A 26,095-nucleotide genomic window follows, 5' to 3' on the forward strand; every position below is an offset into this window, starting at 1 on the left:
TTTACCGGACAGAATCGCTGATGCAGGCAGGTTCCGTCCCATGCACCCCCAGGTCTCGGCAACGGTTCGCTTCATTGATAGAGCGATCTGCTGATATGTGCGAGGTAGATTTGCTTGAGGTCGGGCCTCCAAATGAGTGCTTGCCATTTGCCATTCGCGATCAGCGTCAATGTGACCTTGTCGCCTTTCCGTACAGAGCCAATCGGGCTGATGAATTTATAGAAAACATTGAAGGGACACAGGTTTCCTGAGACATCCTCTGCCTCCAATCTGACCGTGATGCCGCTGCGGCTGCCCGTTTTCCGCGTGACGGTCGCCTCGAACTGCCGCCATTGGGCCCCGGACGCGAGTAGCTTCCGGATCCCGCCGTAGTCGGTGAGCTCGGTCCAGTGCGCGAAGGCAACCGCGGCCGGAACGAACAGGAAAAAGAGACCAAAGAGCAGGGGATTCGGATGGTTCGCATCGCTGGCCCCATCTATCCAGATGTCGTGCGGATCGGTTGTGTCGACGTTGAGCGCGGCGCGGGAGCCGGGCCCGGGCAGCGTGTTGCAGACGGCGTTGACTCTCGTAACACCCTGCAGCTGCTGCCCGCCGACGGTGTAGTCGAGATCCAGCTGGCATCCGTCAGAGTGACGACCTGTTTCGGTTTGGGCAGTGACGATTCCATCGGTCCTTGTGTAGCTGGCGAATGCGTGTTTAATCCCAGCGATGACAGCCCATCCGAGCAATGCCGAGATCGCTGCAATGACCACGACCACAGCCGCGCGTCTCAGCCACAGCCTCCTGCGAAGCCAGCTGCCTTCCCAAACCGGGGACCCGAGGTCCGGCGGTATGGATGCCCGAATGCGGGCCTCCTCGGTGATCTGGACCCAGGAGCTCCCGTTGTCGTCCCCCATACCACCCGGGGACGGGACATCCGTCGCATATTCATGAGCCATGCTGCTATCTTGCCCCACCCGGTAACGAACAACTCATTGCTCCAGCAGCGGCGCGGTCAACCGCCGATCCGCGCCCGCAAGCCGATCTCCCAGCGTGCGATTGTCGCGGTAGCGGCGGACTTGTCTCTGCTCGTCCGCCTTTCGCACCGTTGGCAGCATTAAGCCTATTGGAGTGGTCCCAGGTGTAGGAGGCTATGGCGCCTCTGGGGGTGGGTTGTGTTGGAATGGGTCGGAACCAATAACAACGGCGGCTCTTACTCCTTCGATATGGGATGAGGCTTCATGGAATCTGTTCAGGTCTACACCAAGGCCATCCTGAAATCGTGGGTGGATGTTCCGATCCTTCGGACCTATTTTGAATCTGACCTTCCCGAAGCCGAAGCAGTAACACTTCTCGAACGGGTTCTTGCCAAAATGGACTTGCCCGCCGCCGGGGCCGGCCGCGGCGGAGTCGCACCATACCCCTTGGGCCCCATCGTTGCCATCCACCGTGCGGACTCGAAGGCAAGAGCACGGTCCCTTTTGGAAGCTTTGGCCGCCGGCATCGAGGCCGAGGGTGCAACCGGAGCCCTCCGGGCTCTTCCGCGGGAGCACCGGATCGTTGGACACCCCGACTTGGATATGGCTGGGTACATGGCCGGGGTGCGTTTGATCGGGGAGGCAGACCCCAAGGCCTTCAACCAACTGATTGTGCCCGTCGAGCTGATGGACGCTCTGATTGACGTGGCCCTTGAATGGTGCCAGCTACCATCCGGCACCCATTACGTGACCACGGCCTGGTCCCACGTGAAATGCACAGCCAGCCAGCGCAAAGCCGTACTCAAAACCGGGTGGGACCCCTACACAACGAGTTCCCTTGCCTGCGTCAACGGGCCGGAGGAAATCAGGAATGTTGAATTCGGTGAATGGGGGACTGTTCAGTTTGGCCGGAAAGATCCGGACCGGCGCTGGGAGCCCGCCGTGGCTGACTTGGCCGAACTGCTGGGGTCCCTGGCCGATCAGATCGAGTACGGGTGCGTTAAACGGGCCAGACTCGTAGGTCCATCATGGCATGTATTCCAGGACTATGACTGGCCTGCGCGGCCACACCTCAGCGATTCTCAATTCGCAACCTTCTTTTTGCACCAGCAGGTACCGGATGCTTACGGCATCCAGGTCCTCGGCCCGGGGCACCAATTGCCGGATCCCCTCCCACCCATATGGACAGCGCAACAAGTAGGGGCGGCATCGACGCTCCTGCAGCACCGGAATCTTCCATCCTGGTTTGAGGGACCTCTTCCCGACCCTGACACCCTCAAGGAGGCCCGCAGATCCCTGGGCCCTCTCCTGATAACCACCGAACAGGTCTACATCGCCCGGGGCATAGGGTAGGGCTCGCGACGACCTTGTCACATCTGGTAGCTCGTTCGCAGACCCCAATGCTCTGGCTAGCGCGGCGAGGGCAGCTCAGCCGCCGAAGTGCCGGGTTCAGCGTAGGTCACCGGATTTCAGAAGCCAATGGTCCCGTCGTCGCCGTAGCGGAACTGCCTGCCCTGGACCGGGGCGGAAACACAGCAAGCTTTCGCAAGAACGTCACCAGATCACCTAATGCCGGGATCGAATGGTCCCCTCGAATCTTGGTGTAGTGCCGCCCGTAAGCCGGTCCCCCACCGGCCAGCTCGACACCTTCATGCCTTCCCTTCAGGAAAGCCTTAATGTGGGTACTCTCTGATTCCCGTATGACCCGCCCGCAAAAGTGCCCGGTGAAGGCGCCCTAAACGCTACACTTCAGGGCGCCCGGCAGCCCTGAAAATTCGAGGACGCACTGATATGTAGCTACGGCTGTCAAGAGTGCATGGATGAGCGGCCCCTGGGGTTTTGTTCCGGGGGCCGCTCATCGTGTACCGGCCGGTTGTGGTGTGGTGCGGGCGAGTCGTTTCTTCCGACTGCAGTGTCAGGCTGACATTCGCGGGTTGGTTACCGCATGACGATTGTTCGGCTGGAGCTTTATCGGTGTCTAAGATCGAGCGTCGACGGCTTGGACCGTCTGCTCATAGTGCGTTCCCGAGTTAGCTCCGGGTGCTGGCCATCGCACTTCGGTCACGTCCCGGCCGGCCGTTCATGTCAGGCTGCGTTCATGCGTTCTCCCTGCTGGAGCGGTGCGGCCAGTGACCAGCACCAGCCGGCGAGTTCACGGGCGATCGCGGCATTGGCCTTGACGGGCATCTTGTGGCGTTCATCGAAGTGTTCCCACTTGCGGTGCAGCCGGTGGTTCCCTTCGAGGGCGCGGATGCGGGTTGCCGGGGCAACGAGGTCAAGCTGGCGCAGCAGCCGTTCCCCGGGCCGGGCGTAGGGACGCCGGTGCTGCCAGGCCGCTTCGATGAGGAGCTTGCGGGCGTAGGTGTTCCCGGCCTTGGTGATCGGGCCCTGGTGCCGTGACGGACCGGAGGAGTTCTCGCTCGGGACCAGCCCGAGATAGGAACCGATCGTGGAGCCGGTGAAGCGCGTCCAGTCCCCGATTTCGACGGCCAGCCCGAACGCAGTCGTGAGCTGGATGCCGCGCAGGCACATCAGCGCGTCAATCACCGGGGCGTAGCGGCACGCTGCCACCGTCGCGGCCACCTGTTTGTCGATCCGCGCCAGCTTGGCGGAAAGCAGCTCGGCCTGCTCGACATCTGCCTCGTAGGTGAACTGCAGCGCGGGTTCGCTGAAGCGCTGGCCGATAAGCCACTGACGGTGTTCCTGCGTCCACCTGGTGTCCTTCGGGTAACGGATCCCGTGTCGGAGCAGGACCGCGTTCACCTGCTGGCGGGCATGGGCAAGGTCCTTCGCCGCGCCGGAGCGCAGCCGGGACAGATCCCGCAGCGCTTCCTCGTCAGGGTCCGGGATGTGCACCTCGGTGACCGAACCGACAGCGAGCATTTCGGCCAAAACCCGGGCGTCCCGCCGATCGGTTTTCACCAGGTCCCCGCGGGCCCGCAGCAGCTTCGAAGACGCCGCCACCACACAGTTAATCCCGGCGGCACGGAGGTGCCGGGCGAGGACAAACCCTGTCGGGCCCGATTCGTAAACGACCTTGACGGGCGGCTCAAACCGCCGGACCCACCCCAGCACCACGGCCGGGTCAGCAGCCATCGTGTGCTGGGTGATTTCGCCGGTGGCCGGGTTCAGCGCATGACCGACCACGTTGACCGCGTGAACATCCAGACCAATGAAAGTATGCTCAAACATAGCCGGGACCTCCCAAACCTCACATGTGGCACTACCATTGCACCCCCAAGGACCCTCGCAGGCCACACGGGCCGCTAATGGCAACCCACGGACCCTGTGAAACAGAAGGCCCCGGCCCCCACCCTCATGCCGCCAGGACCTGCCCGTCCGGGATAAGGGACATCACCGCCGGGAACAGGTCCGGCAGCGCCCCAGTCCCCGCGTCGCGGCAGCCGAATCACCTCAAACCCGGCCGCTCCCGGACCGCCCGGCGATAATGGACCGCCCCGGACGGCCAGGCAACCCGTCCCACTTCATATCGTCTAAGGCTTCTCGGCCCCAAAGGTGTCCCGATGACCACCGCCCGCGGTCTTCACCGTTTAGGGCCTCCATGGGAACCACCGTGATGAATGCCGACACTCATCCCCAATTGGCCGCTCAAGAAAATTGTGGATATGGTTTTGGCTATGGAGATTGAGGTCGACAGAGCCTAGCCACCTGACGTTCGGTGGCCGCCCGGTTGTTTGCGCTCGTGCGCACCCGGTGAGAATTCTCGCTTTCAGTTGTCCGCAGGCGCTATTCCCTGCGTCCGAGCTGAAAGATTCCGTACGTCAGGTCCAGTGCCTTCCGAAGTAGCGCGCGATTTCGCGCCCCGGAGTGAGCACGTCGACCCATGACTGCGCCCTTGATGGGCAAGAACCAAAGGACTGTGTCTCATGTCAGCACAATCAGCCATCACCTTGCACGACCTGTCATTCGAGTGGCCGGACGGCACCCCCGCTCTTCACCGGCTCAATGGCACCATGACCACCGGGAGGACCGGACTAGTCGGCCGCAATGGTGCAGGAAAATCGACCCTGCTCCGTTTAATCGCCGGCACACTGACGCCGACCCTGGGCCGGGTCGAAACCGTCGGTGACGTGGGCTATCTTCCTCAGACCCTCACCCTCGGGCACCAAACGACGGTCGCCGGCCTCCTCGGCATCGACGGCATCCTCACAGCGCTCCACGCAATTGAGGGTGGCGACGTTGATGAGCGCCATTTCGACACCGTCGGCGACGACTGGGACATTGAGTCCCGGGCAGACGAAGCGCTGCACGAAATCGGCTTCTCCGCGGGTGACCTCAAGCGACAGGTCGGGGAGCTCTCTGGCGGCGAAGCGATGCTCATCGCCCTGACCGGGCTGCGCATCCGCCGCACCCCGGTCACGCTTCTCGACGAGCCCACCAACAACCTTGATCGGCGCACCCGGGCCAAACTTGCCGACTTCGCCGACAGTTGGCCGGGCACGCTCGTGGTGGTCAGCCACGACCTCGAGCTGCTTGAGCACATGGACGCCACGGCTGAACTTCATGCCGGCAAGCTTGACGTATTTGGCGGCCCCTACAGTCTTTTCACGGATCATCGCGAGCAGGAACAAGCCTCTGCCGTCCAGGCAGCCCGCAGCGCCCAGCAAGCGCTGAAGGTCGAGAAGAAGCAGCGCGTCGAAGCCGAAACCAAGCTTGCCCGCCGCGAACGCACAGCGAAGAAGACCCAAGCCAGCGGCGGCATCCCGAAGATCCTGGCCGGCAACCGTGCGAGCACGGCGCAGGCATCCGCCGGCTCCCTGCGCTCGAACCTCGACGACAAGGTGCTGTCAGCCCAAGCCGCCGTCGACGCCGCCGACGCGAGGGTCAGGGAGGTTGAGCACATCCACCTCACTCTTCCCGATCCCGATGTGCCGCGTAGCCGCCGGATCGCCGAGCTGAGCGACGGTTCCCGCACGATTGTCATCCAAGGTCCCGAGCGTGTTGCCGTCGTGGGGCCCAACGGCTCCGGCAAGTCGACACTCCTCAAGCACCTCGTCGAGGGACGCCCCGCAGAATCCTCAGGCCGGATCACGGGAAGGCTGCTGACCGACCGGGTGGGATACCTCCCGCAACGGCTCGACGGCCTGGATGATTCCCGTTCGGCGCTGGAAAACGTTCGGGAGGCGGCGCCGGCGTCGGCGCCCGGGGACATCCGCAATCAACTCGCACGTCTCCTCCTCCGGGGATCGACCGTTGATCGACCGGTCTCCAGCTTGTCGGGGGGAGAACGGTTCCGGGTCAGTCTCGCGAAGCTGCTTCTGGCCGAGCCGCCCGCCCAGCTGCTGATCCTCGACGAACCGACAAACAACCTCGACATTGCCAGCGTCGAGCAACTCGCCGAAGCCCTGGACGCCTACCGTGGCGCACTGCTCATCGTGAGCCACGACCTCGGGTTTCTCCGGCGCCTCAACATCGACACAGTAGCCGAGCTCGACGGCGAAGGGGGCCTGCGCGAGCGCACGGAGCAACTCACCTAGGGCCCGCAGCAAATCAGAGCGGTTGTTCCCACACGGTCAGTTGGAGCCGCACCAGCTCCGCGTCCGGGTCGCGCGAACCGCCGTCGTCGGTTTGCAAGCCGACGACAGCGGCCGCGACTCGCGCACGGAAGCTCACCGCACGCCCCCGGCGGGCACCGGCTCCAACGCCTCCGAGCGGACTGGCGTCGCCAGGCCCAGGTTCTCGCGGAGGGTCGAGCCGGCGTACTCGGTCGGGTACACGCCGCGTTCCTGCAGCTCGGGCACGAGATGGTTCACGATGTCATCCAGGCCCGTGGGGATGAGCCATGGCGAGATATTGAAGCCGTCCACGGCACCAACGCGGGCGTATTCGGCCAAGGTGTCGGCCACGGCTGTGTAGGATCCCGTGAACGTCGCGTCCACCCTGGAAGTCCTGGAGCTCACGAACTGCCGGATGGACAGTCCCTTCTCCTTGGCCTCCGCGCGCCACTGCTCGGCGAGTTGCCGGGCCTTGGCGCCGTGGAAACCACTGCCACGCGTCTCGGACGTCTCCTCAACCACCGGATCGATCTCCGGAAGCGGACCATCGGGATCGTAGGCAGACAACTCCCGCCCCCAGAACTGTTCGAGATACGCGACCGCCTGCTGGGGCCCGATCTGCAGGCTGCGGACCCACTCCTTCTTCTCGCGTGCTTCCTCGTCGCTTCCCGCGAGGATGAACTCGCTCGCCGGCATGATCTGGACATCGTTGGCGCCCCGTCCGGCTGCCAGGGAACGGGAGATGATATCGGCGCGGAACTCCACCGCGTCGTCGAACTTCGGGTGCGCGGAGAAGATGACGTCAGCCTGGCGGGCGGCGAAGTCGCGGCCTTCCGGGGAATCACCGGCTTGGAACAGCACTGGCCGGTACTGTGCGCTGCGCGGCAACCGGGGCGTGACGTCCACCGAATAGCGCTGCCCGGAGTGATGCACACTCCGCGCATGCGACGGAGCCGCCCACGCATCCGCGGAGACGGACGAGGAAACCGCTCCGTCCTCCCACGAATCCCAAATCCTCTTGGCCGTCTCGACGAAGGCCTCGGCGTGGACGTAACGATCGGCGTGGTCCAGGTAGCCGCCCCGCCGAAAGTTGGCCCCGGTCCACGCGTTGTCCGTGGTCACGACGTTCCAGGCCGCACGCCCGCCGGAGAGCAAGTCCAGCGAGGCGAGCCGGTGCGCGAGGTCGGCGGGGTCGTTGTACGTCGTGTTCTGCGTGGCAACGAGCCCGATATTGGACGTCACCGACGCAAGCGCCGCCAGCATGGTCTGCGCGTCCGGCCTGCCTGCGACATCGAGGGCGTGCGGGCGTCCAAGGTGCTCCCGCAAGCGCAGGCCCTCGCCCAAGAAGAAGGCCGCGAACAGCCCGCGCTCGGCGGTCTGTGCGATCCTCCGGAACGACTCAAAGTCGGTCTGCGAACCCGATTCGGGCGCTTTCCAGATGGTCCCGGAGTTTACGCCCTGAAAGAAGATTCCGAACTGGATCTTCCCGCTCGGCTGGAATTTAGCACGGTCGTGCTGTGTCATGTTCTCTCCTCAGTTTTCCGTGCCAACGACGGCGGCGCGCGCCTCCGAGCCGAGGCTCGCGTAGCGGCTCACAGGACGCTCCAAGCCCAGCAATTCCCGGAACGTGCCGCCCTGCGCAACAGGCTTCAGCACCCCGCGGCGACGAAGCTCGGGCAGGACCAATTGCGCCAGTTCCTCGAGTTCCACGTCCAGCACAGCCGGATGCAGCCTTACGCCGTCGGCCACCGCAAGCAACTTGGCAAGGAAGTCCGCCAATTCCGCGGCCGTGCCGACGAAACGCGCCCGGGAACTCGACCACGGAGTAAACGCGTCCAGTTCGGCGAGCCGCGCGGAGGCGCTTTGACCGCGCGAGTCAAGGACGACGTCGAGCTCTGCTACTACTACCGCGGCGCCGGCGCCATCAGCAGTGAGACGGGCACGCACCTCCGCAACCTCTGCGGCGAGAAGTGAAGGCGTCGGAGCGGACACCAGCACCACGTCGACGTCCGAAGGAAGCAAGTCGGCCTGCGCAACTACGGGCAATTGCCCCTGCAGCGGGCGCGGAATGATGGAGGGCCCTTTCACGGAATACCCGGCCCCTGCGAAATCCGCCGGCGTCTCGAAGTCGACGTAGTGCAGTTTGTCGACGTCGAGGTACCGACCGGTGGGGACGTCGCGGATCACGGCGTCGTCCTCCCAGGAATCCCAAAGCCGCCGGCTCACTTCCACCGACGCCGCGGCCTCCTGCGCCAAGGCGGCACCTTCAACAAATGAACGCCCGACGGCGGCAGCCTCCTCCGCGGAGCCGCTCGCCGCGACGAGCCAACCCGCCCGTCCGCCCGAGACATAGTCCAAGCTCGCCAGCTGAGTGGAGATGTGGAACGGCTCGGTGTAGACCGTGTCCACTTCCGGTACCAGCACGATGGAACTCGTGACGGGACCCGCGAACGCGGCGCGCTGAAGGGCGTTCAGGCGGCCTGCAACATCTCGCCCGCCAGCGCCGGAGCCGTCAGTCCCAGACCCGTCAGCGAACGTCGCCACATGAAACCCTGCCGACTCCGCCGCCAGCACCGTGTTCCGGATCCGCGAACCGTTCAGCAACTCATCCGGGGCATGCCGGGCTTTGCGCCAGGCCGCGGGGTGGGCGCCGTCGCCGTCGAGCTCCAAGGCCAAGAATCCGGGCTGGCCCGGACGGGAGATGCCGCTCATTGCTGCTCCTGCCTTTCGCAAGGGATCTGTTCGCCGGCTTCGATGGCCACGCTCAGCCGGTTTTCCGAGGGTGGGAGCGGGCACGTGGCAAGGTCCGTGTAGGCGCACGGCAAGTTGACGGCACGGTTGAAGTCGAGCACCACGGAGCCGTCCGATTCCGGGGTCACCGTGAGCGAGCGATTGGCCGCGTAGGTGGTCTTGCCCGACGTCGCATCCGTGAACAGCACCGAGAGTGTGCCCGGCGCATGTCCGTTGAAGGCCGTGAGCACCAAGTCCTGGCCCGCGAGCGTGAAATGGAGCTCGCCCGGTGCTTCATAGACGTGCTGGATGCCCTCGACGGCGGCACCAACCGTCGTGGGACGAGGGGATTCGAACGGCACGAACGTACCGTTCACCGCGAACGATGCATCCGGTGCGTATGCGGGCGTTCCGCGGTATTCGTTGAGCAGCGGATTCCCTGGGTGCCGCGGCCGGACGATGTACTCGCCGCCGCGCTTGGCGAGTTCGACGACCGTGTCCCCCGCGTTGAGGTTGATGCCGTCGCGTTCGGCGATCGGGCCGAAAGCGACGGTGGCCCCGACGGCGTCGGTGTTGAGTTCCCGGCCGTCCCGAAGCAGGCTTTCGCCTGGTCCCAAAACCACAGTGACGACGTCGTTCTCCACACTCCAGGTGCCGGGCACCCCGTCGAGCGGAGCAGCTTCGGAACCAAGCCAGTGCAGATGGGGGACAGCGACGAATCCGTGCGGATCGGCCCGGTGACGCTCGTGCTCGGCGTGCCATTCCTGCCACGCGGCGGTGAAGGCCGCAGTGGTGGACGTAGCCGTTTCAGTGGGCGTGGGCAAGATTCCTCCTGTGGTTTGCGTGGTCTGTGGTGACGGTTCCGGCTGCGTCGAGTGACGTTGCTCCGGCGAATTCCGGACGACCACCGTAGGGATCCGCTGGCTCCCACAGGGTGGTGGGCGCGGCGGCGCGGACGGTCGGGATGACCTCGAGCGCGAACCGCTCCAGGATCTCCAGCTGCTGCTCGAAAGGCAGCGTGGTGGGCAAGGAAATGGATTGGAGATCGTGGCCGTAGAGCGAGTGGTAGCTCAGGATTTTGTCGATGACCTGTTCCGGACTGCCCACCAGTGCCGGTCCTTCAGCCACGGCATGGTCGATGTCCCGGAACGGCGAATTGTTGCCCGGGACGTTGCGTCCAGCGGTCAGTGCCTCGTAAACCGGTCCGAACTGGCGTTTTGCTTCCTGCGTGGTGTCGGCAATGAACACTCCGTCGGCGCCGGAACCCGAACCGAGGTACTGGTGGCGCGGATCGTGACCGTGGCGTTCGTATTCCTCGCGGTAGTGCTCGATCAGGATCTTGTAGTTCCCGCGAGGCTGGATCGCGTTGGCGGTGAACAGCGGATCGCCCCACTGGGCGGCGAGCGCGGCCGAGGTTAGGGTTGTAGCCGAGCCGTGCCAAATCCGCGGCGAACCCGCAAACGGTCGCGGCGTCGTCGTCGTTGCTTCGGTCAACGCAGGCCGGAAACGGCCGGTCCAGGTGACGTTCTCCTCACGCCATAGCCGCCGCAACAGGCCATACTTCTCGGCGAGCAGCTCCCATTGATCATCGAGGGAGAGCCCGAACAAGGGGTACTGCAACACTTCGTTGCCCTTGCCGATCACGAGTTCCAGGCGGCCCCGGCTCAGCTGATCGATCGTGGCGTAGTCTTCGGCCACCCGCACGGGGTCGAGCACCGACAAGACGGTGACGCCGGTCTGCAGTCGAACGCGGTCGGTGACGGCCGCGATCGCGGCGAGGACCGTCGTCGGGGACGAAGAGATGAACTCGCCGGCATGCCGCTCCCCCACCGCGAAACTGTCAAAACCCAGTTCCTCGGCGCGGCGCGCAGTCTGCACCACTTGGTTGAGCCGTTCCGCTGTCGAGACGATTTCCCCCGTCACCGGGTTCTTCAGGTGCGGAATGATATCGAGTACCTGGAACTTCACTGTGTTTTCCCTGCCGGGGCGACCCCGAAGTTTGCCGCTGTCACGGTCTTGGATTCCGACAGGGCTTCCTCGCTCAGGCCCCAGCGCTCCAGGACCTTGCCGTAGGAGCCGTCCTTGATGGCTGAGTTCAGGGCATCCGTAATGGCCGGGGCGAGGCCGTTGCCTTTGAGGGTGGTAGCCGCAACGAGGGTTTCGGAGGGCCAGCCGGCGTTGACTTTGCCCACCACTTTGAGGTCGTCCCGCGTGTTCTCCCGGTAGGAAACGGACGGGTAGGGCGCGATGTTCAAGTCCGTCCGGCCGGAGGAGAGCGCCAGGATGGTATCGGCGTCCGAAGAGTAGTACTGCAGGGTTGCCGGAGCCTTGCCGCGGGACTCAAGATCCTTGTTCCAGGCCAGGAGGATCTTCTCTTGGTTGGTGCCCGAGCCCACCGAGACCTTCAACCCGGAGATATCGTCGGCGCCCTTGATGTTGTACGTCGACGACTTCTTGGCTTCGAAGCCCATGTATGCGGCGCGGTATGTGGAGAAGTCGAACAGTTTCACCCGGTCCTTGTTGATGCCCACGTTCGAGAACACGGCTTCGAAGTCCCCGGACTGCGTCTTGAGCGGCCAGTTCTCCCACGAGGTGACTTGCACGTCCAGTGCGAGGCCCAGCTTGTCGGCCACGAGCTGTGCGATGTCGACTTCGACTCCGATGGGCGTCTTGTTGTCCGTCGCGTAGAACGACAGCGGGATGGACCCGGCGGTGGTGGCAACCGTCAGTTTGCCGTCCTTGCCGATCGCAGCGGGAACCGCGGCCGCCGCGGTGGCGTCCTTCTGTGCCCGGATGCGGTTCTGCTCGGGCGAGGTGTTGTAGACGACGCCGTTGCGGGCAGCACTCGCGGACGGACTGGCCCCAGCAGCGGACGCGCCGGGGTCGGAGCACCCGGCGAGCGCCGGGAGTACGACGGCGGGCAGCACCGCGAGCGCCAGAAGCCTGGTTTTGATGCTTGGCATTTAGGGATTCCTCAGATGTTGAAAGCTGGTTCGATGACTTTGGAGAAGAAGCTCCGCGTCCGGGGTTCACGGGGATTCGCGAAGATCTCCTGGGGACTGCCTTGCTCCACGATCTGGCCTTCGTCCATGAAGACCACGGTGTCTGCGACGTCGCGGGCGAAGCCCATTTCGTGCGTGACGATGATCAACGTGGTGCCCGACGTGGCGAGTTCGCGAATGACGTCGAGGACTTCGTTGACGAGTTCCGGGTCCAGCGCCGAGGTGGGTTCGTCGAAGAGCAGGATCTTGGGGTCAAGGGCCAGCGCCCGGGCGATGGCAACGCGCTGTTGCTGGCCGCCGGACAACTGCCGTGGATAGGCATCGGCCCGGTCTTTGAGGCCGACGCGGTCCAGGAGTTCCAGCGCACGCTTGCGCGCTTCGGCTTTGTTCCGGTGGAGCGCGACGACGGGTGCTTCGGTCACGTTTTCCAGCGCGGTCAGGTGCGGGAACAGGTTGAAGTTCTGGAACACCATGCCGATGTCCGTGCGTTGCTTGAGGATGTCCTTTTCGCGCAGTTCGTGCAGCTTGTTCCCGCGGACCTGGTACCCCACCAACTGGCCGTCGATGGTGATGTACCCGCCGTCCACCTTTTCCAAGTGGTTAATGGTCCGCAGAAGCGTGGACTTCCCCGAGCCGGAGGGTCCCACGATCACTGCGACGCCGCCTGGCGGCACCGTCAGGGACACACCCTTGAGGACTTCCGTTCCTCCAAAGATCTTGCGGACGTTAGTGATTTCCACGTGGCCGCGGGTTGCAGCGGTACTCATCGGGCGTCCTTCGCTCGGTCAAGGTTCGCTCGGTCAAAATTCACGGGTGCGTGGGTGGCAAAGAACTTCCTTGCCTTCTGCAGTGGAGTGAGCGGCAGGTTGCGGACGGCGCCCTTCGAGTAATGCCGCTCGATGTAGTACTGGAACACGCTCAGGACCGAGGTAATAGCCACGTACCAGAGCGTCGCTACGAGGAGCAGCGGAAGGACCTGTTGGGTGCGGTTGTAGATGACCTGCACGGTGTAGAACAGCTCGGAATAAGCCAGGACGTAGACAATCGAGGTGCCCTTGACCAGGCCGATGATCTCGTTGAAAGCGGTAGGCAGAATGGCCCGCATGGCCTGTGGCAACACGATCCTGGTGGAGCGTCGCCATGCCGGAATGCCCAGGGCAGCGGCTGCTTCGAGCTGGCCTTGGTCCACCGAGAGAATGCCGCCGCGGATGATCTCCGCCGAGTACGCCGCCTGGTTGAGGGTCAGGCCCAGGACGGCCGCCGCGAATTGGCTGATGAGCGTGGTGGTCTGGACCTCGAAGAAGCGGATATCCGTGAAGGGGATGCCCAAGCTGATTTTCTCGTAGAGGTAGCCCAGGTTGTACCAAAGCAGCATCTGGACCAACAACGGCGTGGAGCGGAAGATCCAAGAGAACGTCCAGGACACCGAGAACAGCAACGGCGATGCCGAGAGCCTCATGAGGGCCAGGATGAAGCCGAGGACAAAGCCGAGCGCGCCGGAGATGGCCGTCAGCTTGAGGGTCTCCACGAGGCCGTTAACCACGGACTGCGCGGTGAACCATTGCGCTACCACGCCCCATTCCCAGCGCGGATTCGTCGCGAGGGACCAGGCGACCGCGACGACGCCAAGAGCCACCACAACGGTGCCCACCCAGCGCCATGGATGCCGTGCCGGGACGAGTTTGTAGCCGGAGTAGTCGGCTGCGCGCCGAGCGGCGGCATCCTCGGCGGCGGCACCCTGGGCGGTAGCCGCCGTCGGGCTTTTCGCGACGGCGCTGGCAGGCGCCGGTTCCGGTGCAGATTGCTGTGCGGACTGCGCCACTGTGGTTGCTGCTGAACTCATGCGCCACCTCGCTTCGTATCGCTTGTTTTATGGGATGGCTGCCAATCTAGGGGCGCTCCCGAAGCGGCTGCAAGGCGGATTTTTGCACTTCTTCACGGGGCTTAATGGCGCTTCGCGGGGCTTCATGGCGCTTCGCGCGGCTTCATAGGGAGCCATATGAGTCGGTTCTTTGCGCTTGTTGACGCGCCGTGACGTGTAGTGAACGGCCGTTACCAACGCCTCGACCAAGGCCCCGCCACGTCCCTAGGCTCGGGTACCACCAGCCACCGCCAACAGGAGTTGCCATGCCGTCCTTCGCCCCCACCATCGTGTTCATTGGCGGTGGTCCGCGCTCAGCCGGCATCCTCGAACGGCTCGCAGCCAACAGGCCCGGCCTCTTCGACCGTCCCCTCTCCATCCACGTCGTGGAGCCGTACGAACCCGGTTCCGGGAGGATCTGGCGCTATGACCAGAGCCCGGGACTGCTGCTCAACTCCACGGCAGCGGACGTCACGATGTTCACCGACAGCTCCGTGGCCTGCGACGGTCCCTCCGTTGACGGTCCGGGCCTCGCCACATGGGCAACCGGCGTGCTGGACGGTTCCATCCGCGACGTCCCGGAGTTGGAAGCCCACCTCCTCGAGCAGCTCCGGGCGCTGACACCGGCATCGTTTCCGACCCGCCAGCTCCAGAGCAAGTACCTCGAGTGGTTCTTCCGCAGGGCCGTAACGGCCCTCGGCCCGGACGTCACCGTGACGATCCACCGGGACACGGCAACCGCCGTCGAACATCCTGCTTCAGGGCGCGACGGCGGAGCGGGATACCGCGTGCAGCTCGCTTCAGGCGGGGTGCTGGAGGCGGATCTGGTGTTGTACTCGCTGGGTCACACCGACTCCCGTGCCGAACCGGAATCAGCGCGGCTCGCCGAGTTCGCCGCCCGGAACGGCGGGTTCCACGCGGCGCCGTCGTACACCACCGACGTCGACTATTCGGCGATCGCACCTGGCCAGGACGTCCTGGTATCGGGCATGGGGCTGGCTTTCGTGGATCTGTTGGTGCTCTTGTTCGAGGGCCGTGGCGGCCGCTTCGAAGACAGGCCCGACGGCGGCCTGGACTATGTGCCGTCCGGCGCCGAACCGCGGCTCTGGGCAGGCTCCCGGCGCGGAGTGCCGTACCACTCCAAGATCTCCTCCACCCTGCGCGGGGAACCCGTCGGCGCCCCGCGGTACTTCACCGCACGCGCCGTGGAATCTCTGCTCGCCGCGCACGAGGAGGTGGATTTCCGCGCGCAGCTTTGGCCGCTCATCGCCAAAGATGCCGGCTACGCCTACTACCGCGAGCTCTTCACCGGCTATCCGGAACGCGTCCACGGCGGCTGGGACGCATTTTCGACGCGCTTCGATGCCCTGGATTGGTACAGCCGCGAACGCGAAAACCTCGTGGCCTCGGCCGTCCCGGACCCGACTCTCCGGCTCGACCTCGAGGCCCTGGACCAACCGTTCAGCGGTTGCGCCTTCGCGGACCATGCCGCGGTGCAGAGATCGGTGGCGAACTACATCGAACGCGACCTCAAGCTCCGCACGAGTCCCGACCATTCGGAAACCCTCGCCTTGTTCACGGCCCTGCTCCGCGTGTACATGGAGCTCGGCCGGCTGGTCCCGCAGGAGCGGCTCAATTCGCGCTCCCAACAAGCGGTGCATGGTTGGTGGCACGGCTTCTTCAGCTTCGTGGATTCCGGCCCGCCGCCCCATCGGTTGCGGGAAATCCTCGCCCTGCACCGGGCTGGATTCCTGCAGTTCCTGGGACCGGGCATGTGGGTGCGTCCGGACGAGGCCAGCGGCCGTTTCGTGGCCGGTTCCTTCCAATCGCCCGTGGTGGTGGACGCGGCGGCGTACATCGAGGCCCGCTTGCCGTCGCCGTCGGTGGCGCGATCGGCCAACCCCGCGCTGGCTGACCTGCACGACGCCGGTTGGGGCACCGAACAGTCGCTCCTCACCTCGGACGGTCCCCACTCCACCGGTAAGCTGTTGGTCTCGAGTTCGCACGAAGTCCTAGCTGCCGACGGCGTGCGGCAGGCGGGGCTTTTCGCCGTCGGACCATGGACCTCGGGTTGGGGCGCTGGGGCGTTCGCACGGCCCGGAACCAACGCAGCACCGTTCCGCGAGAACGACGCCCTGGCCCGCCGCCTCCTGGCCGAACTCGCGGCCCCTCGCCCAAGCACGATCCACCCAACTAGCTCGCAGTTGTTGTCGTTTTGACGCCTCATAACGACAACAACTGCGAGCTAGTTGGGCAAATTCACGAAAGGTAAGCCATGACAACAACGCCAACCCTGCCGTCGTCGGGCCTTTCCGTCCTGACCCTGCCCATGCGCGATCCACGCGTCAAGCCGCTCCTGGACGAACTCGCCGTCGAATACACCACTCGCTACAGCGACCTCTTTGGCAGCGGAGGCGCGGCCGAGGAACTCAACCGGTACCCGGCCGGCGAGTTTGCCGCACCCCACGGTGCACTGCTCATCGTGCAGGAGAACGGCGAAACCGTGGCGGGCGGGGCATTCCGCCGTTACGACTCCCACACGGCGGAACTCAAGCGGATCTGGACGCATTCGGCGCACCGGCGTCGTGGGCTGGCCCGGTTGGTCCTCGCTGAGCTGGAGGCCGAGGCGGCGCGGCGCGGCTACCGCCGGATCTACCTCACCACCGGTCCGCGGCAGCCCGAAGCCAAGAACCTGTACCTGGCCACCGGCTACGCCCCGCTGTTCGACGTCGACGCCGATCCGGAAGAGATCAAGCACTTGGCGTTCACGAAGGACCTGGCGTCCGCTCAGGCGTGACCCTAGCCCACAGCCTGGCGCGCCGCGGCTTCGATCCGTGCCCAGTGGGCGGCCCATTCTTCGGTGCTTCGCTGTGACAAGTTCGGGTCCCCGGGACCTTTTCCCGCCGAACCGTCGATGAGCTCGCGAAGTATGTCGGCATGCCCCAAGTGCTGGGCTGTCTCGACGCACATGTGCACCAGGATCTGGTGAAGCGTCACGTGTCGGCGTTCTTCAGGCCACCACGGCACTTCCCCGGGAGCGTCGAGTGGGAGCGACTCGATGGTTGCATCGCTGTGCTCGGCTGAGTAGCGGTGCAGTTCGATGATCTCTTCCCTGCTCTCCCCCGGAGGAACCCACAGGTCCGCATCGGCTTCGGCGTCGTCGGCAAACCACGGTAATTCCCGGCCGCTGGGCCGGCCAAAGACCTCCCCGAAGTACCCAAGCTCCACGCTCGCCACGTGCTTGACCAGTCCCAGGAGGTTGGTGCCGGTAGGGGTCATAGGCCGGCGGACGTCGTACTCGTCGAGTCCGTCAAGCTTGGCGAGGAGCTCGCCGCGACGGGCGCGCAGATATTTGAGCAGAACCGCTTTGTCATCCATCCGGGCACTATACCGTTGCCGTCGCGAGTGTGTACCGTCTGTGCATGGCAAAACTGATCTACGCAGGGATCATGTCCCTTGACGGTTACACCGCTGATGCCGAAGGAAAGTTCGATTGGAGCATGCCGGACGAAGAAGTCCACGCCTTCGTCAACGACCTTGAGCGGCCCATCGGCACCTACCTCTACGGCAGGCGAATGTACGAGGTCATGTCCGCATGGGAGGACATGACCCTTTCCGGGGAGCCACCGGTCATGCGGGACTACGCGCAGATCTGGCGTGCCGCGGACAAGATCGTGTACTCCACCAGTTTGGGGAGTCCGTCCACCACCAGGACACGCCTCGAGCGGGAGTTCGACGCCGGAGCCATCCGGGCGCTGAAAGAGTCCGCAGAGCAGGACATGTCCATTGGTGGCACCGTACTCGCCGCCCAGGCCATCAAGGCCGGGCTGGTGGACGAGTTCTGCCTCTTCCTCACACCGCTGGTCGTCGGAGGCGGGAAACAATTCCTTCCCAACGGTGTGGGCCTGACGCTTGAGCTGTTGGACGAGCGGCGCTTTGGCAACGGCGTCGTCTACCTCCGGTACGCCAAGCGAGCATAAACCAGTACTGCAAAGTTTTCGGCCAATCCGCGGGCCTGGACCACTAGGCTATGCGCATGGCCAAGAAAACCACAGCTGAAAAACTTGCCACGATCCAGCAGGGATACACCCTCGATGGCCCCACGATCGAGCTAGGTGCCGCCATCGTCGACGGCGAAGTCCACAAAGAAGCTCAAGTCCGGTTGCCGCTGTCCATGATGAACCGGCACGGCTTGGTGGCCGGGGCCACGGGCACCGGCAAGACCGTCACCCTGCACATGATGGCCGAACAGCTGTCCACGGCCGGAGTCCCCGTCTTCCTGGCGGACATCAAGGGAGACCTTTCAGGACTCGCCACCGCGGCGACGGCCAGCGAGAAACTCACGGCCCGCACCGCGAGCCTCGGCCAAGAGTGGTCAGGCAAGGCTTTTCCGGTCGAGTTTCTCTCGCTGGGCGGGGATGGCAACGGCGTTCCCGTCCGCGCGACGATCACCTCGTTCGGCCCCATCCTGCTCTCGCGCATCATGGAACTCAACGACACCCAGGAATCCAGCCTTCAGCTGATCTTCCACTTCGCCGACCAGAAGAAACTGGAACTGATCGACCTCAAAGACCTGCGGGCAGTCATCCAGTTCCTGACCTCGGATGAGGGCAAAGCGGAACTCGAAGACCTCGGCGGACTGTCCAAGGCCACGGCCGGGGTCATCCTGCGCGAACTCGTCAATCTCGAGGCCCAAGGCATGGAGAAGTTCTTTGGTGAGCCGGAATTCGACACCGCGGAACTTCTCCGCACAGCCCCCGACGGCCGCGGGGTGATCAGTTGCCTCGAACTTCCCACGCTCCAGACCAAACCCATGCTGTTCTCGACGTTCCTGATGTGGCTGCTTGCGGACCTCTTCGAAGACTTGCCCGAAGCGGGAGACCTGGACAAGCCCAAGCTCGTGTTCTTCCTCGACGAAGCCCACTTACTCTTCACGGATGCATCCAAGGCCTTCCTCGAAGCCATCACCACCACGGTGCGACTCATCCGGTCCAAGGGCGTCGGAATATTTTTTGTCACCCAGACGCCGAAGGATGTCCCTGCCGCCGTCCTCGGCCAGCTTGCCAACCGGGTCCAGCACGCCCTGCGCGCGTTCACCCCGGAGGACGCCAAAGCCCTCAAGGCCACCGTGTCCACGTTCCCGGTGAGCGACTACGACCTTGAGGAAACCCTCACCTCCGCTGGTATAGGCGAAGCGGTCATTACCGTCATGAACGAAAAGGGCGCGCCAACGCCCGTGGCGCTGACGAAGCTGCGCGCGCCCGAATCCGTGATGGGACCAAGCACGGACGAGCTGATCCGCAGCACCATCGGCGCTTCCTCACTGCTGCCGAAGTACGGCACGGCGGTGGACAACATTTCGGCTTACGAGAAACTGACCGGCAAAGGCACCGCACCCGCCACCGGAGACGCAGCGCCGGGTCAGCCGCCGGTACCTGCTTCCCTTGACCCCAATGCCGTTGACGCCGACGCCCGCAGGATCGAGGAAGAGATCCTTGGCCGTCCCAGCAGCCGTCCGCTGCCAGGCTCCGCCCCCGAAGAGTGGCCCCCCGCACCAGCACCTGCCGACGCACCGGCACCTGTTCCGCAGCAAGGCGGGGACGGCATGATGGGCGACCTCGCGGGCGTCCTGGGTGGTGCGCTCGGCGGCGGAATCAAGAGCATGGCACGGTCCTTCGGCACGCAGCTCGGCCGGGAATTGCTCCGCGGCGTGTTCGGAACCTCATCGCGTCGGCGCCGCTAACGCGGAGCCGCCGCCCGCCGTCGGGCCCCTTCCGAAAGCATGTTCAGACGTCACGTGAGAGGAAGGATGCCGGGGTATTGCGGAACCGGCGGGTAACGTAAAGGGCGTGCAGTTGAGTCAAGCGTTGGTCAAGACCGCGGCCGGGTGGCTGCTCGGTCTGATGCTTGCCGTGGCCGCTGCGATCGTTTCCATCAACCTAGTGAGCAACTCCATAGCGAGCCCGCAGCAGCAAGTGCGCGATTACATCGCGGCTCTCCAGCAGGGACACGGCGGGGAAGCCCTTGGGCTCCTGCACGCGTCAGTACCCAACGCCAATGCCGCGATGCTGGACGGTACGGCCCTGCAGACGGCGGCGTCGAAGATCACCGATATCAAGCTCGGCAACGCCGAATCCCGTGGCGGCAACCGGGTGACAGTCCCCATGGACTACCAGATTGACGGCAAGGCCCTGCACTCGGACTTTCTGCTTGAACGGACGGGCACCGAGTGGCTGTTCTTCGGCAAATGGTCCTTCGTGCCGTCATCCTTGCCGACGATCGAGGTCACCGTGGTGAATGCCAACGAGGCCACCCTGAATGGCGTCCCGGTGAACTTGCCCAATGGCCGCAACAGCTTCGCGGTGTTTTACCCCGGCCAGTACGAAGCCAGCCTCACCGGCAAATATTTCTCGGCGCCGGCTACCAGCACCTCGGTGACCACCGGCGCCCTGCCTCAGGCACCCGTCAACCTTCTGACCAGGCCAACGGACGCCATGATCAAGGTGGTGAGCGACAAGGTCAAGGAATTCCTGGACACCTGCGCCGCTGACGCCACCAAGCAGCAAAAGCTCCAGCCCGACTGCCCGTTCTACCATGTCACCAATAGCCGGGTGGTGGACGGCACCATCAAATGGGAAATCACGGAATATCCCAAGGTCAGTATCGACCCCTTTAACGGACAGTGGGTCGTGGCGCCCCTCAACGGCAAAGCCAAGGTAACAGCCCGCGAAATCGACCTCTTCAGCGGGCTGGTCGGCGACCTCAGCGCCGTTCACGACTTCAGCTTCACCACACGTCTGGACATAGGGGCGGACACCATCACGGTCACCCCGCTGGTGAGCTTCTAGCTTCGACGGCTAAAGCCCGGTCCAGCCAGCCCCGCCTAGTCCATCCCGCGCAGGTCGAGCACCAGCTCGGAGTCGCCGTCTGCCTGCAAAACCACCGGGATGCCCCAGTCCTGCTGGTAGAGGTGGCACGCGGCGTGATCCGGGATTTCGCCGTCCTCGGTCTCCGGGCCATCGCACGCAGCCGCGCGGGCCGTAATGTGGAGGATTCCCTCAGGCACGTCCGAGGACAGCTCGAGGTTCCGCAGCAGCCCTACGGAGGTGCCACCGCCGGAAAGCAGCAGCTCGGGCGGGGTCGACGAAATCTTCAGTTGCGTAGGGTCGCCCCAGCGGTCGTCGAGCTTCTGTCCGGTGGGGGCCGTGAAGCGCACGGTGAGTTCCAGGTTCCCCGGCGCCACCGGACTCTTGGGCCGCTGCGTCTGGGAGGCGCCCTCGTCTACCTGCTGGGCTTCCTTGGGGATGGGAACCAGGACGAGCTGGTGCTTGTTGGATTCGACCACCACCAGCAGCGGTTCGCCGCCTTCCGGGTAGACCACGACGACGTCGCTCGGCTCTGCGAGTCCCCTCGCCAGGGTGGACACGGCCTTAGCCGCGGGATCGTAGCGCCGCACGGCACCGTTGTAGGTGTCTGCGACGGCCACCGAGCCATCGGGGAGAACCGTTACGCCAAGAGGGTGCTGCAGGCGGGCTTCAGTGGCTTCGCCGTCCCGGAAGCCGAAATCGAACAGGCCCTTGCCTACGGCCGACTCTACGGTCACGCCGGTTTCGCCAAGGACCAGGCGGCGCAATGCCGAGGTCTCGGAGTCGGCCACCCAGATGTTGTCGTCCGCATCCACGGCCAAGCCGGAAGGCTGGGCGAACCAGGCTTCCTCGGCGGGGCCGTCAAGCAAACCTTCGAGGCCCGAGCCAGCCAGGATGGACACCTCGCCAGAGAGGGGCTCGAAGGCGAAGATCTGGTGCGTGCCGGCCATCGCGATGACAACGCGCTGCAGCTTCTCGCTCCACACGACGTCCCACGGCGAGGAAAGGGACACTCCGGTCCCGGCACCCAGTACCCCGACGTCGAGTGCGTCGGCCGCGAAGTCGGCCGGACCGGCGTCGTGGTGTTCAGCCCAAACGCCGGCACCGCTTTCCGTAACCCGGGCCGGACCGGCGTCGAGCAGGCGCTGGACGCCGTTGCCGGCAACTGTCTGCACATAACCCGAGCTGAGCGTGACACCCCGGAGGCGGTGGTTCACGGTGTCCGCGACCACTGCTTCGTAGCCAAGCTGCCAGGCGAGCGACGACGGGAGCACCGCCACGCCTTGCGGCTCGTTGAACTGGGCAATTTCCGCCGCGCCGTCCAGGTACCCTTTCGTTCCGGAACCGATGACGCGTTCCACCGTCTCAAGGTCGGGACGAAGTTCCACCAGTCGGTGGTGGCCGGAATCGACCACTAGGTAATTGCCGTTGTCCAGCTGGGTCGCCTTGCCGGGGAAGCGCAGGGTGCCCGACGTCGGGACGGGAGCCACGTAGGGGCCGTCACCGCGGTGGAGGGTCCCCTTGGCTTCGTGCTCGGCCACGAGCTCCTCGAGGAGCACCGCAAGGCCGTCTGCGTGGCCCTCACCGGAAAGGTGCGCCACGATGTAGCCCTCAGGGTCCACAACCACCAGGGTCGGCCAGGCGCGGGCCGTGTAGGCCTTCCACGTGGCGAGCTCGGGGTCGTCCAGGACGGGGTGGTGGATTTCGTAACGCTCCACGGCGGATGCGAGGGCCACGGGATCGGCTTCGTGTTCGAACTTGGGAGAGTGCACGCCGACCGTCACCAGGACGTCGGAGTACTTTTCCTCGAGCGGGCGCAGCTCATCCAGGACATGCAGGCAGTTGATGCAGCAGAACGTCCAGAAGTCCAGCAGCACGATCTTGCCGCGCAGCGCTTCCAGGTCCAGGGTCTTCCCACCGGTGTTGAGCCAGCCACGGCCCACCAGTTCAGAGGCGCGGACACGCAGTTGGGTGCGTACGGTTTCGCTCATCAGCGTCCTTCCAGGTTGGTCTTGCTTTCGGGCTGCTTGGAGTCCCGATCAGCCAGTTTGGCATCGCGGTCTGCAAGCCGCGCAAACATATCGTTGTAAGCATTAAGGTCGGCGTCGTTATTCCTGTCCGCCGCCCGGTCGGTGCGTTTGGTCTCGCGCTCATCCGAACGCGACCACATGACCGCGACGCCGATCGCCACCAGCAAGGTGGGAACTTCGCCGATTCCCCAGGCCACGGCGCCGCCTGTCTGCTGGTCCAGCAAAGCCGATTGTCCCCAGGTCCGGCCGAGGTTGCCGAAGTAATCGGCAGCGAGCAGTCCGGTGCCTCCCATAATGGACACGCCGAAGAACGCGTGGAAGCCCATCGTGGCGAGCAAGAGAAGCAAGCGCATGGGGTAGGGCGCACGACGCGGCAGTGGGTCCGTGCCGATCATGGTGAGGACGAAGATGTAGCCGGTGAGCAGGAAATGCAGGTTCATCAGTTCATGGCCCACGTGCTCACGCATTGCCCAGCCGAACGCGTCCGAGAAGTAGAACAGGACGATCGAACCGGCAAAGTTCGCCGCTGCGAAGAGCGGGTGGGTCACCACTTGGGAGAACTTCGAGTGCACAAACACCAGGAGCCATTCACGAAGGCCACGGGAGCCGTCCCCGCGTGATCCCTCGCCGCGCGACGGCAGGGCCCGCAATGCCAACGTCACCGGAGAACCCAGGACAAGGAACAGCGGCGCCACCATGGTCAACGCCATGTGGTCCACCATATGGGCGGAGAACAGTATGCGGCCGTAGACCGACGGCGGTCCAGACGTGATGTAAGTCAGGACCAGCAGGCCGATCATCCAGTTCACGGCACGGAACCACGACCAGGAGTCACCGCGGCGGCGGACCTTGACCACGCCAAGGATGTAGCTCGCCGCGCCGAAGAGGGCCACAGCCACCCAAAGCCAGTCGAAGCGCCACTCGGTCAACCAGCGCGCGGGCGTCAGTTCGGGCGGCAGCTCGTAACCGGACAGGATGAAGGCGGGCGAGGCGTCGGGCGCGTAGGTGGTGGGCAGCGGCGGTGCCGAACTGGCCAGCGCGACGGCGAGTCCCGACGTCGCGCCCATCACCAGAAGTTCAACCAACACCAGCTGCCACAGCACGCGGCGCGTGGTCATCGACTTGCGGCCCAGCTGCGGGATCACCCACTGGCGGTGCATGAAACCGATGCCGCCTAGGACAACAGTGGCCAACGCCTTCGCCAGGATGATCTGCCCATAGGGGGTGCCGACCAAGGCCGAAAAGCTGGTGACACGAATGCTCGCGTTGACGACGCCCGAAGCGAAGACGAGCACGAAGGCAAAGCCTGCCAATGCTGAGAACCGGCGGAGCGTCTGCTCCGTGATGTCCCTGGTGCCTGTTGCCTTGGAACCCCGCAGGAGGCCCGAGAGAACCGCAAGCATGATGATGCCGCCCACCCAGGTGGACACGCCCACCAGGTGAAGGCCGAGCGAATTGATGGCGCCCTCATGGTCGCTGGAACTCGCGGAGTGGCCGATGAGTGCGCTCGGCACCAGTCCGCCCAGGGCCAAGACGAGCGTCAGCGCGAGTCCCGCCAATGATCGGACGCCGAACAGCGCGGTCGTGACAATCGCGGCGATGATCGTCACGGCGAGCCATGCCTGGCCCGTCTGGATATCCGTCATGAAATAGACGAGGGAAGCAGTGAACTGCGCGTCCCCGGAGAGGCTCTGGCCGGCCACATCCGCGTACGTCAGCACGAGGACCGCGACGGCGGAGAGCGTCCAGGCTGCGCCCGCTGCCGCCGCTACGGCCAAAGCACGGGTGAACGCGGGGTGTTCCGGGGCGTCGTCGTCCCTGGAGCGGGATACGTGCTTGGGAAGGATGACGACGGCGAAGATCAGCCCGCCGATCACAGTCGCCAAGGACACGTTGTGAATCGCTTTGGCGACGGGCAGTCCCCAGCGGACCAAGGCCCCTGGATCAGAGACCTGGCGCGCGGCCGAGGCGCCGGAGAAGATCAGGGCGCCAGCGAGAGCCAAGAGGAGTGCAGCGAAGCCCGCAAGCTGCCACGGTAGGGAGATCCCCTCCACGGCAGCGCCTGCCTTCGTTCCCGGCTTGGAAGCGGGCGAGGGGGCAGTGGCGGGAGTTTTGGCTGATGGCACCTATCCATTGTCCGCTAACCTCGGCAGCGCGGCGAATCGGGAGGATTAACGCAGAAAGGCGGCAACCCGCAGGTTGCCGCCTTTCTAAGGCGTTCGCCGAAGTGTCTTACTTCTTGGCGACAGCTGCCTTCAGCTTGGAGCCAGCGGTCAGCTTGACGCTGTGGCCAGCGGCGATCTGGATGGTCTCGCCGGTCTGCGGGTTGCGGCCCGTGCGGGCTGCGCGGTCGGTGCGCTCGATGGCAAGCCAACCCGGGATGGTGATCTTCTCGCCAGCGGCGACGGAAGTCTCGAAAACTTCGAACAGGGCATCGAGCACGGAGTTGACTGCAGCCTGGCTGGTGCCAGCCTTGCCAGCTACCTCGGAAACCAGTTCGCTACGGTTCTTAGCCATTTGTGTCCTCCTGGACTTTACGATTTTGGAGCTCACACACGGCATGCATGCGAGCCACTGTTCGAAAACTTACCAGCTTGGGAGGACACGGCCAGCAAATTCCGCGTGTTTCCGCGCTTTTTTGACCAAATTCACCCTATTTCGGGCGCTTTTGGGGGTCAATTCCGCCGCGGGCGAACTCCCCGCCCCTCAACGCTCGCTCACGTATGGCGGCTCCCGGCCCGACGCCCGCACACGTATACCGGGTCCGGGTCCGACGCCCGCTCACGTATGGCGGGTCCCGGCGGGACGCTCGCTCAGTGCTGCCGGGCGCTGCGGGTGTGGCTGCGTGGTGGTGCGGCGCATGGGTGAGCGGGGGTGTGCCGGAAACCGGGCCATACGTGAGCGGGGGTCTGGTCACGACCGTTGATATGTGAGCGGGGGTTGGGTGACCCGGACGCCCGCTCTCTTATGCCGGGTTTTCGTTGAACGCCCGCTCAAGGCTGCCGGGCGCTGCGGGTGTGGCTGCGTGCCGGTGCGGCGCATATGTGAGCGGGGGTTTGGTCACGACCGTTGATATGTGAGCGGGGGTTGGGTGACCCGGACGCCCGCTCACGTATGCCGGGTTTTCGTGGGAC

The 26,095-nt window shown here is 64.7% G+C and carries 21 protein-coding genes; 7 read left to right on the forward strand and 14 right to left on the reverse strand.

Annotated features, from left to right (window positions below; genetic code table 11):
* Window positions 1-71: 71 nt before the first annotated feature.
* Entirely contained in the window at window positions 72-752 is a 681-nt protein-coding gene (locus AC1DJW_RS10495) for a hypothetical protein (protein WP_476901365.1), read from the reverse strand.
* Window positions 753-1,220: 468 nt separating this feature from the next.
* On the opposite strand from AC1DJW_RS10495, the gene AC1DJW_RS10500 reads away from it, so the two are divergent.
* Window positions 1,221-2,309 carry a hypothetical protein gene (locus tag AC1DJW_RS10500; RefSeq protein ID WP_476901366.1) on the forward strand — a complete coding sequence of 363 codons (1,089 nt, stop codon included), beginning with the start codon at window positions 1,221-1,223 and terminating at the stop codon, window positions 2,307-2,309.
* A gap of 732 nt (window positions 2,310-3,041) precedes the next feature.
* Here AC1DJW_RS10500 and AC1DJW_RS10505 read toward each other — a convergent pair.
* Window positions 3,042-4,148 carry an IS110 family RNA-guided transposase gene (locus AC1DJW_RS10505; protein WP_476901367.1) on the reverse strand — a complete coding sequence of 369 codons (1,107 nt, stop codon included), beginning with the start codon at window positions 4,146-4,148 and terminating at the stop codon, window positions 3,042-3,044.
* 695 nt (window positions 4,149-4,843) lie between these two features.
* On the opposite strand from AC1DJW_RS10505, the gene AC1DJW_RS10510 reads away from it, so the two are divergent.
* On the forward strand, window positions 4,844-6,454 hold the full coding sequence (locus AC1DJW_RS10510) for an ABC-F family ATP-binding cassette domain-containing protein (protein ID WP_476901368.1): 1,611 nt from the start codon (window positions 4,844-4,846) through the stop codon (window positions 6,452-6,454).
* Window positions 6,455-6,467: 13 nt separating this feature from the next.
* Here the strand turns inward: AC1DJW_RS10510 and AC1DJW_RS10515 are convergent, their stop codons facing one another.
* Genes AC1DJW_RS10515 through AC1DJW_RS10550 form a run of 8 tightly spaced genes read right to left on the reverse strand, consistent with a single transcriptional unit; the run spans window position 6,468 to window position 14,047 of the window.
* A complete protein-coding gene (locus tag AC1DJW_RS10515) occupies window positions 6,468-6,590 on the reverse strand; it encodes a hypothetical protein (RefSeq protein ID WP_284755271.1) in 123 nt (40 codons plus the stop codon).
* Window positions 6,587-7,996 (reverse strand): NtaA/DmoA family FMN-dependent monooxygenase, encoded by a 1,410-nt coding sequence (locus AC1DJW_RS10520; protein WP_476901369.1) that lies wholly within the window; start codon window positions 7,994-7,996, stop codon window positions 6,587-6,589. The genes AC1DJW_RS10515 and AC1DJW_RS10520 overlap by 4 nt, the downstream gene beginning before the upstream one ends.
* A 9-nt stretch (window positions 7,997-8,005) precedes the next feature.
* Window positions 8,006-9,184: an LLM class flavin-dependent oxidoreductase gene (locus tag AC1DJW_RS10525; RefSeq protein ID WP_390279768.1), complete on the reverse strand. Its 1,179-nt coding sequence runs from the start codon at window positions 9,182-9,184 to the stop codon at window positions 8,006-8,008.
* Complete coding sequence (locus AC1DJW_RS10530) at window positions 9,181-10,026, reverse strand: DUF1684 domain-containing protein (protein WP_476901370.1); 846 nt, start codon at window positions 10,024-10,026, stop codon at window positions 9,181-9,183. Before AC1DJW_RS10530 ends, AC1DJW_RS10525 begins: the two co-directional genes overlap by 4 nt.
* A complete protein-coding gene (locus AC1DJW_RS10535) occupies window positions 10,010-11,170 on the reverse strand; it encodes an LLM class flavin-dependent oxidoreductase (RefSeq protein ID WP_476901371.1) in 1,161 nt (386 codons plus the stop codon). The genes AC1DJW_RS10530 and AC1DJW_RS10535 overlap by 17 nt, the downstream gene beginning before the upstream one ends.
* A complete protein-coding gene (locus AC1DJW_RS10540; RefSeq protein WP_476901372.1) occupies window positions 11,167-12,165 on the reverse strand; it encodes an ABC transporter substrate-binding protein in 999 nt (332 codons plus the stop codon). Before AC1DJW_RS10540 ends, AC1DJW_RS10535 begins: the two co-directional genes overlap by 4 nt.
* A gap of 11 nt (window positions 12,166-12,176) precedes the next feature.
* Window positions 12,177-12,971: an amino acid ABC transporter ATP-binding protein gene (locus AC1DJW_RS10545; protein ID WP_476901373.1), complete on the reverse strand. Its 795-nt coding sequence runs from the start codon at window positions 12,969-12,971 to the stop codon at window positions 12,177-12,179.
* Window positions 12,968-14,047, reverse strand: a complete 1,080-nt coding sequence (locus AC1DJW_RS10550) for an amino acid ABC transporter permease (RefSeq protein ID WP_476901374.1) — start codon at window positions 14,045-14,047, stop codon at window positions 12,968-12,970. The genes AC1DJW_RS10545 and AC1DJW_RS10550 overlap by 4 nt, the downstream gene beginning before the upstream one ends.
* Before the next feature lie 284 nt (window positions 14,048-14,331).
* Between AC1DJW_RS10550 and AC1DJW_RS10555 the strand changes: the two genes are divergently transcribed.
* Entirely contained in the window at window positions 14,332-16,284 is a 1,953-nt protein-coding gene (locus AC1DJW_RS10555) for an FAD/NAD(P)-binding protein (RefSeq protein ID WP_476901375.1), read from the forward strand.
* A 56-nt stretch (window positions 16,285-16,340) separates the two neighbouring features.
* Window positions 16,341-16,862 carry a GNAT family N-acetyltransferase gene (locus AC1DJW_RS10560; RefSeq protein WP_476901376.1) on the forward strand — a complete coding sequence of 174 codons (522 nt, stop codon included), beginning with the start codon at window positions 16,341-16,343 and terminating at the stop codon, window positions 16,860-16,862.
* A 2-nt stretch (window positions 16,863-16,864) separates the two neighbouring features.
* On the opposite strand, the gene AC1DJW_RS10565 is transcribed toward AC1DJW_RS10560, so the two are convergent.
* Complete coding sequence (locus AC1DJW_RS10565; protein WP_284755284.1) at window positions 16,865-17,443, reverse strand: DinB family protein; 579 nt, start codon at window positions 17,441-17,443, stop codon at window positions 16,865-16,867.
* Between the two features lie 44 nt (window positions 17,444-17,487).
* Between AC1DJW_RS10565 and AC1DJW_RS10570 the strand changes: the two genes are divergently transcribed.
* From AC1DJW_RS10570 to AC1DJW_RS10580, 3 genes are all read left to right on the forward strand, one after another.
* Complete coding sequence (locus AC1DJW_RS10570; RefSeq protein ID WP_476901377.1) at window positions 17,488-18,045, forward strand: dihydrofolate reductase family protein; 558 nt, start codon at window positions 17,488-17,490, stop codon at window positions 18,043-18,045.
* 56 nt (window positions 18,046-18,101) lie between these two features.
* A complete protein-coding gene (locus AC1DJW_RS10575; protein WP_284755287.1) occupies window positions 18,102-19,808 on the forward strand; it encodes a helicase HerA-like domain-containing protein in 1,707 nt (568 codons plus the stop codon).
* Window positions 19,809-19,920: 112 nt separating this feature from the next.
* Window positions 19,921-20,913 carry a zinc ribbon domain-containing protein gene (locus AC1DJW_RS10580; protein ID WP_390280209.1) on the forward strand — a complete coding sequence of 331 codons (993 nt, stop codon included), beginning with the start codon at window positions 19,921-19,923 and terminating at the stop codon, window positions 20,911-20,913.
* A gap of 35 nt (window positions 20,914-20,948) precedes the next feature.
* Here the strand turns inward: AC1DJW_RS10580 and AC1DJW_RS10585 are convergent, their stop codons facing one another.
* The 3 genes from AC1DJW_RS10585 to AC1DJW_RS10595 form a co-directional block, all read right to left on the reverse strand.
* A complete protein-coding gene (locus tag AC1DJW_RS10585) occupies window positions 20,949-22,922 on the reverse strand; it encodes an NHL domain-containing thioredoxin family protein (RefSeq protein WP_476901378.1) in 1,974 nt (657 codons plus the stop codon).
* Window positions 22,922-25,087: a bifunctional copper resistance protein CopD/cytochrome c oxidase assembly protein gene (locus AC1DJW_RS10590; protein WP_476901379.1), complete on the reverse strand. Its 2,166-nt coding sequence runs from the start codon at window positions 25,085-25,087 to the stop codon at window positions 22,922-22,924. Before AC1DJW_RS10590 ends, AC1DJW_RS10585 begins: the two co-directional genes overlap by 1 nt.
* Before the next feature lie 106 nt (window positions 25,088-25,193).
* Window positions 25,194-25,478, reverse strand: coding sequence for an HU family DNA-binding protein (locus AC1DJW_RS10595; protein WP_184739845.1), 285 nt, complete (start codon window positions 25,476-25,478; stop codon window positions 25,194-25,196).
* Window positions 25,479-26,095: the final 617 nt, after the last annotated feature.

This window comes from Arthrobacter sp. 05L417 (genome assembly GCF_056397865.1).

Excerpts from the sequence above, each read along its gene's own strand:
- AC1DJW_RS10555 (WP_476901375.1), top strand. The coding sequence starts at position 14,332 with ATGCCGTCCTTCGCCCCCACCATCGTGTTCATTGGCGGTGGTCCGCGC.
- AC1DJW_RS10585 (WP_476901378.1), bottom strand. The coding sequence starts at position 22,922 with ATGAGCGAAACCGTACGCACCCAACTGCGTGTCCGCGCCTCTGAACTG.
- AC1DJW_RS10545 (WP_476901373.1), bottom strand. The coding sequence starts at position 12,971 with ATGAGTACCGCTGCAACCCGCGGCCACGTGGAAATCACTAACGTCCGC.
- AC1DJW_RS10510 (WP_476901368.1), top strand. The coding sequence starts at position 4,844 with ATGTCAGCACAATCAGCCATCACCTTGCACGACCTGTCATTCGAGTGG.
- AC1DJW_RS10500 (WP_476901366.1), top strand. The coding sequence starts at position 1,221 with ATGGAATCTGTTCAGGTCTACACCAAGGCCATCCTGAAATCGTGGGTG.
- AC1DJW_RS10525 (WP_390279768.1), bottom strand. The coding sequence starts at position 9,184 with ATGAGCGGCATCTCCCGTCCGGGCCAGCCCGGATTCTTGGCCTTGGAG.
- AC1DJW_RS10505 (WP_476901367.1), bottom strand. The coding sequence starts at position 4,148 with ATGTTTGAGCATACTTTCATTGGTCTGGATGTTCACGCGGTCAACGTG.
- AC1DJW_RS10575 (WP_284755287.1), top strand. The coding sequence starts at position 18,102 with ATGGCCAAGAAAACCACAGCTGAAAAACTTGCCACGATCCAGCAGGGA.
- AC1DJW_RS10570 (WP_476901377.1), top strand. The coding sequence starts at position 17,488 with ATGGCAAAACTGATCTACGCAGGGATCATGTCCCTTGACGGTTACACC.
- AC1DJW_RS10560 (WP_476901376.1), top strand. The coding sequence starts at position 16,341 with ATGACAACAACGCCAACCCTGCCGTCGTCGGGCCTTTCCGTCCTGACC.
- AC1DJW_RS10565 (WP_284755284.1), bottom strand. The coding sequence starts at position 17,443 with ATGGATGACAAAGCGGTTCTGCTCAAATATCTGCGCGCCCGTCGCGGC.
- AC1DJW_RS10550 (WP_476901374.1), bottom strand. The coding sequence starts at position 14,047 with ATGAGTTCAGCAGCAACCACAGTGGCGCAGTCCGCACAGCAATCTGCA.
- AC1DJW_RS10540 (WP_476901372.1), bottom strand. The coding sequence starts at position 12,165 with ATGCCAAGCATCAAAACCAGGCTTCTGGCGCTCGCGGTGCTGCCCGCC.
- AC1DJW_RS10520 (WP_476901369.1), bottom strand. The coding sequence starts at position 7,996 with ATGACACAGCACGACCGTGCTAAATTCCAGCCGAGCGGGAAGATCCAG.
- AC1DJW_RS10595 (WP_184739845.1), bottom strand. The coding sequence starts at position 25,478 with ATGGCTAAGAACCGTAGCGAACTGGTTTCCGAGGTAGCTGGCAAGGCT.